Source organism: Acinetobacter sp. AL9 (genome assembly GCF_041464035.1).
Lineage (GTDB): Bacteria > Pseudomonadota > Gammaproteobacteria > Pseudomonadales > Moraxellaceae > Acinetobacter > Acinetobacter towneri.
In genome coordinates, this window is the sequence record NZ_JAYFSK010000189.1 from 1 (window position 1) to 365 (window position 365).

General features: G+C 51.5%; 1 protein-coding gene. It reads left to right on the forward strand.

From position 1 onward, the window contains the following. Window positions 1–323, forward strand: a 323-nt coding sequence (gene tnpB, locus ACEO2X_RS14260; RefSeq protein ID WP_371972192.1) for an IS66 family insertion sequence element accessory protein TnpB, incomplete at its 5' end; no start/stop codon positions are given. Window positions 324–365: the final 42 nt, after the last annotated feature.

The following is a 365-nucleotide window of genomic DNA, read 5'->3' on the forward strand; positions in this document are numbered from 1 at the left end:
ATGAAATCTGGCTCTCCACCCAACCTCTGGATATGCGAGCAGGGATGGATACGGTCATGGCGCAGATTATGAAAGCCTTTGGCTCAATCAAACCGCATTGCGCCTACCTGTTCTGTAATAAACGTGGCCATCGTATGAAAGTGCTGGTACATGATGGACTGGGCATCTGGCTGTGTGCCAGGCGGCTGGAACAGGGAAAATTCCACTGGGCTCAAGTTCACCAAGGTGAAACCGTGGCCCTCAACCCGGAACAGTTACAGGCACTGATCCAGGGTTTGCCCTGGCAGCGCATTGGACGACAGCAAGTGGTAACAATGCTCTAAACCAAGCTCGGCTATTCTGCTATTCTCCAAACGTTCTATTTC